General features: G+C 56.0%; 4 protein-coding genes and 1 pseudogene. 4 read left to right on the top strand and 1 reads right to left on the bottom strand.

The window, feature by feature from the left end; translation table 11 throughout:
- The 4 genes and pseudogenes from ACIQ5B_RS09500 to ACIQ5B_RS09485 all read left to right on the top strand — a co-directional run.
- Positions 1 to 1,197, top strand: a pseudogene (locus tag ACIQ5B_RS09500) (DNA-directed RNA polymerase subunit beta'); the annotation flags it as partial.
- Positions 1,198 to 1,337: 140 nt separating this feature from the next.
- Entirely contained in the window at positions 1,338 to 2,615 is a 1,278-nt protein-coding gene (locus ACIQ5B_RS09495) for an efflux RND transporter periplasmic adaptor subunit (RefSeq protein WP_397598805.1), read from the top strand.
- Positions 2,596 to 3,309, top strand: coding sequence for an ABC transporter ATP-binding protein (locus ACIQ5B_RS09490; RefSeq protein WP_397598804.1), 714 nt, complete (start codon positions 2,596 to 2,598; stop codon positions 3,307 to 3,309). Before ACIQ5B_RS09495 ends, ACIQ5B_RS09490 begins: the two co-directional genes overlap by 20 nt.
- Entirely contained in the window at positions 3,306 to 4,556 is a 1,251-nt protein-coding gene (locus ACIQ5B_RS09485; protein ID WP_397598803.1) for an ABC transporter permease, read from the top strand. Before ACIQ5B_RS09490 ends, ACIQ5B_RS09485 begins: the two co-directional genes overlap by 4 nt.
- Here the strand turns inward: ACIQ5B_RS09485 and ACIQ5B_RS09480 are convergent, their stop codons facing one another.
- Complete coding sequence (locus tag ACIQ5B_RS09480) at positions 4,557 to 6,671, bottom strand: outer membrane beta-barrel protein (RefSeq protein WP_397598802.1); 2,115 nt, start codon at positions 6,669 to 6,671, stop codon at positions 4,557 to 4,559.
- Positions 6,672 to 6,911: the final 240 nt, after the last annotated feature.

Genomic DNA, 6,911 nt, shown 5'->3' with positions numbered 1-6,911 from the left:
AAATATCAGGACCTGATCGACGGCAAGACGCTGACCGAGCAAACCGACGAAGCAACGGGTATCGCCCAGCGCGTCGTTATCGAAGATCGTGCCGGCAGCCGCACCAAGAAGGAAGACCTTCGCCCACGCATTACCTTGCTGGATGACGACAGCGGTGAAGCTGCGCGCTATCTGCTCGGCGTTGGCACGATGCTCTCGGTTGAAGACGGTGCCATGGTTCAGGCAGGCGATGTTATCGCGCGTGTGACCCGTGAATCTGCCAAGACCCGCGACATCACCGGTGGTCTGCCACGCGTTGCCGAATTGTTCGAAGCACGTATTCCGAAGGATAACGCAATCATTGCGAAGATTTCGGGCCGCGTTGAATTCGTCCGCGACTATAAGGCGAAGCGCAAGATCGCGATTGTTCCGGAAGAAGGCGAACGTATTGAGTATCTGATCCAAAAGTCGAAGGTACTTGATGTTCAGGAAGGCGATTTCGTCCGTAAGGGCGACAACCTGATTGCTGGTTCGCCGAACCCGCATGACATCCTTGAAGTCATGGGCATTGAAGCACTGGCTGAATATCTGGTTGCGGAAATTCAGGAAGTGTATCGTTTGCAGGGCGTGAAGATCAACGACAAGCACATCGAAACGATCGTTCGTCAGATGTTGCAGAAGGTTGAAATCACATTCGGTGGCGACACAACCTTGCTTCCCGGTGAACAGGTTGACCGCGAAGAAATGGACGCAATCAATGCGAAGCTGTCCAAGGGTCAGGCACCTGCAACCGGTAACCCCGTATTGCTCGGCATCACCAAGGCTTCGTTGCAGACACGTTCGTTCATCTCGGCAGCGTCCTTCCAAGAAACCACACGCGTCCTCACACAGGCCGCTGTGGAAGGTAAGAAGGACATCCTGACCGGTCTGAAGGAAAACGTCATCGTTGGTCGTCTGATCCCTGCGGGTACTGGTTCTGCCATGAACCGCATGCGGATTGCCGCGACAAGCCGCGACGTTGCGCTTCGTGCCAGCTACAAGAAGCTTCAGGAAAGCCTGATTGCGCCTGAGACAGCAGCTGAAGAGCATGCTGCCGAATTGGCACAGGGTTCTGAAGCAGCCATCGGTGACGATGTGTTGGCAAAGGTGATTTCAGATGATCTGACCACCACTGACGCCGCCATCGATGATGTTGTAGATAGCAGCGAAGAAGAATAAGCTTCGCTTCCTTCAACGAATAACAAAAGCCCGCTGGAAGCAATTCCGGCGGGCTTTTTGCTGTGTTACATGAATAAATCACTGGCCTAATCTGTGCGCGCTACATATATAGTGACGGGAGACAATTGAGGGCAGGTCGGATGTTTGGAACAATACGGGCTTGGGTGAAACGGCACCCCAAATGGTCAGCGTTTATTGCGCTTGTCCTGCTATTCATTCTCTACCGCATCGTGCGCCCTACCCCGCATGACTATGAATATGTCAGCGAGACCGTCACGCGCGGCGAAGTTCTGCGCAAGGTTTCGGCCAGCGGCAAAATTCGCGCGCTGAATACAATCAAGGTCGGCACCGAGGTATCGGGACAAGTGACCAAGGTCTATGTCGATTTCAATTCGCCGGTTAAGGCGGGCCAAGTCCTCGCCGAGATCGATTCAACCCGCGTGCGTGCGCGCGTGCAGCAATCCGAAGCGCAAGTCGCGCTCGCCCGCGCCAGTTTGCAGCAAACGGTTGCCAATGTCGCCCGTGCGCGGTCGGAGCTTGAGATACAGGAACGGGATTTTGCGCGGCAACGCGCGCTGGCGGAACGCGGCTTTGTGTCAAAAGCGGGCCTAGACATCGCGCAAAGCAAGCTTAACAGCGCGCGCAACGCCTTGCAGGTTGCACTGGCGCAAACGCAAAGCGGCAATGCGCAGATCAGCCAAGGCACTGCGGAGCTTTCGTCAGCACGGCTCGACCTGAACCGCACCGTGATTGTGGCGCCCGCCAGCGGGGTCATCATCAATAAACTTGTTGAACCGGGCACCACCGTCGCCGCCAGTTTCCAGACGCCAAACCTGTTCGAAATCGCGGCCGACACCACCAAGATGCAGGTCGAAGCATCGGTTGACGAAGCAGACATTGGCCAAATTGTCGAAGGCCAAGATGTGACCTTCACCGTCGACAGTTACCCCAATGATATATTCCGCGCCAAAGTGCGGCAGGTCCGCCAAGCGCCCGTCGAAACGCAGAATGTGGTCAGCTATCTCGTCATCATCGACGTGGACAATAAAGATGGCAAATTGCTGCCAGGAATGACCGCGAATGTAGAAATCATCACTGGCGCAAAGGCCAATGTGCTGCGCGTGCCAACCAACGCGCTTCGCTTCCGTCCCAAATTGGCGGACCGGGGCGAACCGAAAGAAGAAAAGCCAGCGGCGCCCGCAAAAAAGGGAACACCTAAGCCGACATTGTATCTGGCAGGAAGCGATCCGTATCGCCCCGTCCGGATACAGGTTCAGATCGGCCTACAAGGTGACGATTATACGGAAGTGACTTCGGGCATCAAAGCGGGCGACAAAGTTCTCATCCGGACAAAATCCCTGAAGCCGAAGACCCAAACCGACGACAATGCGGACGAAGATGACAGCGCCGCTTCTTGAAACGCATGATCTGGTCAAAGATTATGTGATCGGCGGCGAGGTTCTGCACGCAGTCAACGGCGTTTCGCTGACCGTAAAGCGCGGCGAGTTCGTCGCAATTATGGGTGCCAGCGGTTCGGGCAAATCGACGTTTATGAATATGATCGGTTGTCTGGACGTCCCAACGTCTGGAACCTTGTTACTCGACGGCATTGATACAAAAACGCTCGACAGCGATGCATTGGCTGAAATTCGGAACCGCAAAATTGGCTTTGTGTTTCAACAGTTCAACCTGCTCGCCCGCACGAGCGCGTTGGACAATGTGGCGGTGCCGCTCATTTACGCTGGCCTTGGCTATACCGAACGCCGGGAGCGTGCGCAGGCGAAGCTTGAGGCGATGGGGCTTGGTAACCGTTTGCAGAACACCCCTGCCAAGCTGTCCGGCGGCCAGCAACAGCGCGTTGCCATCGCCCGTGCACTGGTCACTGATCCGCTCATGCTGCTCGCCGACGAACCCACAGGCGCGCTGGATACACAGACATCGCTCGATATCATGGGCATTTTCCAAAAGTTGAATGACGAAGGCATCACGCTCATCGTCGTCACGCATGAGCCCGATATTGCCGAATATGCCGAACGGCGCATTGTCTTTCGCGACGGGCGCGTCATCGAAGACGCTGCGGTCAAATCGCGACGCCGCGCGGTTGCCGGATGAGTAAGCTGCTAAACTCCATCGCTGGCTGGGGCGTCAATATTGCAATTGCGATGACGGCGCTGCGCACCAATTTGATGCGCTCCATACTCACCACGCTTGGCGTGATGATCGGGGTATTCTCGGTCATCTTGGCGGTAGCGGTGGGCAATGGCGCACAGGTTTCGGTGACGCAGCAGATCGCGACTTTAGGTTCAAATATGGCCATCGTCGTGCCGCAGCCCGATAGCGGCAGCGGCCCGCCGCGTTCCACAGACCGCGGCCGCTTAACCGAGCGCGATGGCCGTGCCATTTTGCGGCAGGTATCGGGCGTGAGCGCTGTTGCACCCCAGATCCGCAGCAGCGTCCAACTGGTCACACCGGGCCGCAGCGCCACCACACAAGCGACTGGTGCCACACCTGAATATGGCATTGTGTCCAACGTCACCGCGTCCGAAGGCCGTTTTCTGACCGATGGCGATGTCGGTGCGGCGGCACGTGTTGTTGTGATCGGACAGACGGTTGCCGACAAGCTGTTCGCAGATGCAAATCCTGTGGGCGAAACCGTGCGCATCAATCGCGTTCCCTTTAAGGTCATCGGTTTGCTCGAAAGCAAGGGCAGCAATTTGGGTAATGACAATGACGACCAAATTGTCGTGCCCATCACGACGCTGCGTCAGCGGCTGCAGACCACGGCGATGCAGGGGCCTGACGATGTGACACTGCTGTTTGTCGGTTTCGAGGACGAAGATTCGCTGCTCGCGGGGCAGCAGGAAATCAAACGTATGTTACGCGACCGCTACCGCGTACCCAAAGGAAGAATTAGCCCGTTCACTGTGCGCACAACAACGGAAATCGCCGAGACGACCGGTCAAGTAACCCAGATTTTTCAGGCCGTTTTGGTCGCGATAGCATCCATATCGTTGCTGGTGGGCGGCATCGGTATCATGAACATCATGCTGGTCAGCGTTACCGAACGCACGCGCGAAATCGGCCTTCGCATGGCGCTAGGCGCAAAGCGCAGCGACATCCGTAACCAGTTCCTCGTTGAAGCCGCTGTGCTATGCGTCATTGGCGGCGCTATCGGCCTGACATTGGCGGTCCTCGCTGCAGCCGTTTTTCAGCAAGTGGCCGACTTTCCAGCCCCCGTCGGGTTGGACACGGCATTAATGTCTGTCGCGTTTTCCGCAATCATCGGCATCCTATTCGGCGGCTACCCCGCCATCAGGGCATCGCGTCTTTCGCCGATTGAAGCGTTGCGCAGCGAATAATCAGAATTTACCTGACAACGTCAATTGAAGCAGCGGATCGAGGGTGCGTTTCCGGTTCACGATCTGATCGAGCCCTCCCGACGCCCGCGATCCCGCATAAATAAACCGGTCACGATGGAAACCCGCCATGTCGGTCACTTGGAAACGCAGTGTCCCTAGGCTGAACTTGCTATATTCGATAAATAGCGTCGATTGTGTGCCCTCATGCTGGCGCCTGATCTCGTTGAAGAAATAGGCGAAATTCGGTTCCTGAACGCTGAAGGATGCACCGAAGACAAGGCCAAGGTCGGCCATATCATAACGGATATCCCATTGTTGGTGCCACAATGGACGGTGGGACATGCGGCGGTTCAGGCCAGTGACGGGGTCGGTCACTTTGCTACCGTGATAATGGCCAATATATTTCGCTTCGATGCCCGCGAACCCAATGGGGTGCGTCAGCCAATCCAGCGGTAATGTTATCTCCAGCTCGGCATTCCATCGCTCGCTTTTGCCGATGTTCCCGGTGCCATCAAATTGCGCAGTAATCGCTCCATTGCTGTCACGGATAGTGATGGGCACAAGATCCTGGGTATCGCTGACCAGCTGATAATCACCACGGAACTGAATGCTGCCGCGTTCCAGAAACTTGTGACGGATGAGGCCGGAGAAAGTCGTTGTTTTTTCAGGCACAAGGTCTGCATTTCCAGCATCCACCTGATTGCCGACAGTCACATCGACCGAGGTCGCAAACTCATTGAAGTTCAGCTGGGCAACCTGACGCTCGGCGCGCAATTCCAAGGTGGTTTGCGGATTGATTGTCCACGTCGCAATGGCGCGGGGCTTGATAAATTGAAAGCGCCGCTCCGCTATACTGTCGCCTGACAATGTCAGTTTGGAAAATTCGGCAATGGCACCGGCTTCGACTTTCCAAGAGGAGCCAAGCGTCCATACGTCGCTGACAAATGGTTCAAACCGCGTTTCTTGAACAAGGACATCTGATGCCGGGAAACTGGTCACCGCACCTGCAACCGAATTGGCGACACTGAAACGGGCGTCAAGGCGATTATAAGCGATCTCAGCGCCGAATTGGATGGCGTGCCTACCAACCCCGCTCCAGTCATTCTGGATGCGTACAACAGCCTCTGTGGGCGTGTTGCGGCTGCGCGTTTCAAACAAAGTCACCGGCTGCCCCATGCGGGCGATTTCGATGCTACTATAGGCGCTTTCGTGCCCTGATCGATAGAGTGCGACAATTTTGGCATTCGTCTTCGGTACGGCGGAAAATTCAATGTCACCGCCGACTTCATAACTGATGTCGCTAACGGGGCCGCCGCGCAGTAACAGCTCGTCAGCGGCATCCACGCCGGAGCCATTGAAATAGTCCGCCTCCCGAATGTCGAAACTGTCATCCCAGCGCACTTGGCCATTGAGGTTGACCTTGCTGTCGCCCAATCTGGTTTTGATGGCGCCGCCAAGGGCCACTTGGTCATTCCCGCCTTTGCCATTGTAAAAGCGCCGTTCCAGCAAGACAGATGAGCCTGTCTTAAAATCTTCAGGGCCAAATCCGTAGACCCGTTCAGAATAAGATGACAGGTTCAATTCATAGCTTGTTTCGCCCCGCCGGAGCGTTGCCGACGCGTTCAATGATGGCTGGAAACCGTAGCGTGTTCCAGCGATGATCGTCCCTTCATAGGTGCCGCCGATCTTTGCAGTCCGCTTACGGACGATATTTATGACTTGCCCTTGCCCCTGCGCTTCGGTGTCCGCGCCGGCCTGCTCTGACAACGCAATATATTCGACCTGACTTGCCGGAATCCGGGACAGCATCGTCCACACGTCATCGGACTTTGTGGATGGCCGATCTCCATCGATCAGAACATTGCCGGCATTTTCGCCAAAGCCACGACGCCCTTCGCCTTCACTGATGGAAAATCCCGGGATGCGCTTCACCATGTCGAGCGCGGTGACGGGAGCGTAGGTGGTGAAAAAATCGGGTGTGAATTGCCGACTGCCGGCCCGAACTGAAGATGCCTCGGCATTTGCGCCGCTGTCATTGGCAACAGCTTGAGACGGTACGCTCATCGCAGCCATAGCCGACGTCAACAGTGCGACACGTAGTTCAAAAACGCGCATAACCCTCCACGAGACCCGCGGGCATCTTCCCCGTCGGTCTTTGCCGATGCCTTAACGGACCGCAGGCCTTGGGCGAAAGCTGCGTTCGACCAAAAAGCGTAGCAATCGACGAGATACAAAGTTTTGATGCAAATTGGCTGTTGGTCGACAGCCATTACCGGTTGGCAGACAAACGCGTTTACCGTGCGCGATTCTTTTCCCGCTCAATCTGTTCGCTCAGGTCCGCTGCCTTTTTGCAGG

The organism is Sphingorhabdus sp., from assembly GCF_044374345.1.
Lineage (GTDB): Bacteria > Pseudomonadota > Alphaproteobacteria > Sphingomonadales > Sphingomonadaceae > Sphingorhabdus_B.
Note: the sequence above shows the minus strand (reverse complement) of the source record. Positions and strands in the feature narration are given on the sequence as shown.

Coding starts and splice junctions, on each gene's coding strand:
- ACIQ5B_RS09480 (WP_397598802.1), bottom strand. CDS start 6,671: ATGCGCGTTTTTGAACTACGTGTCGCACTGTTGACGTCGGCTATGGCT.
- ACIQ5B_RS09485 (WP_397598803.1), top strand. CDS start 3,306: ATGAGTAAGCTGCTAAACTCCATCGCTGGCTGGGGCGTCAATATTGCA.
- ACIQ5B_RS09495 (WP_397598805.1), top strand. CDS start 1,338: ATGTTTGGAACAATACGGGCTTGGGTGAAACGGCACCCCAAATGGTCA.
- ACIQ5B_RS09490 (WP_397598804.1), top strand. CDS start 2,596: ATGACAGCGCCGCTTCTTGAAACGCATGATCTGGTCAAAGATTATGTG.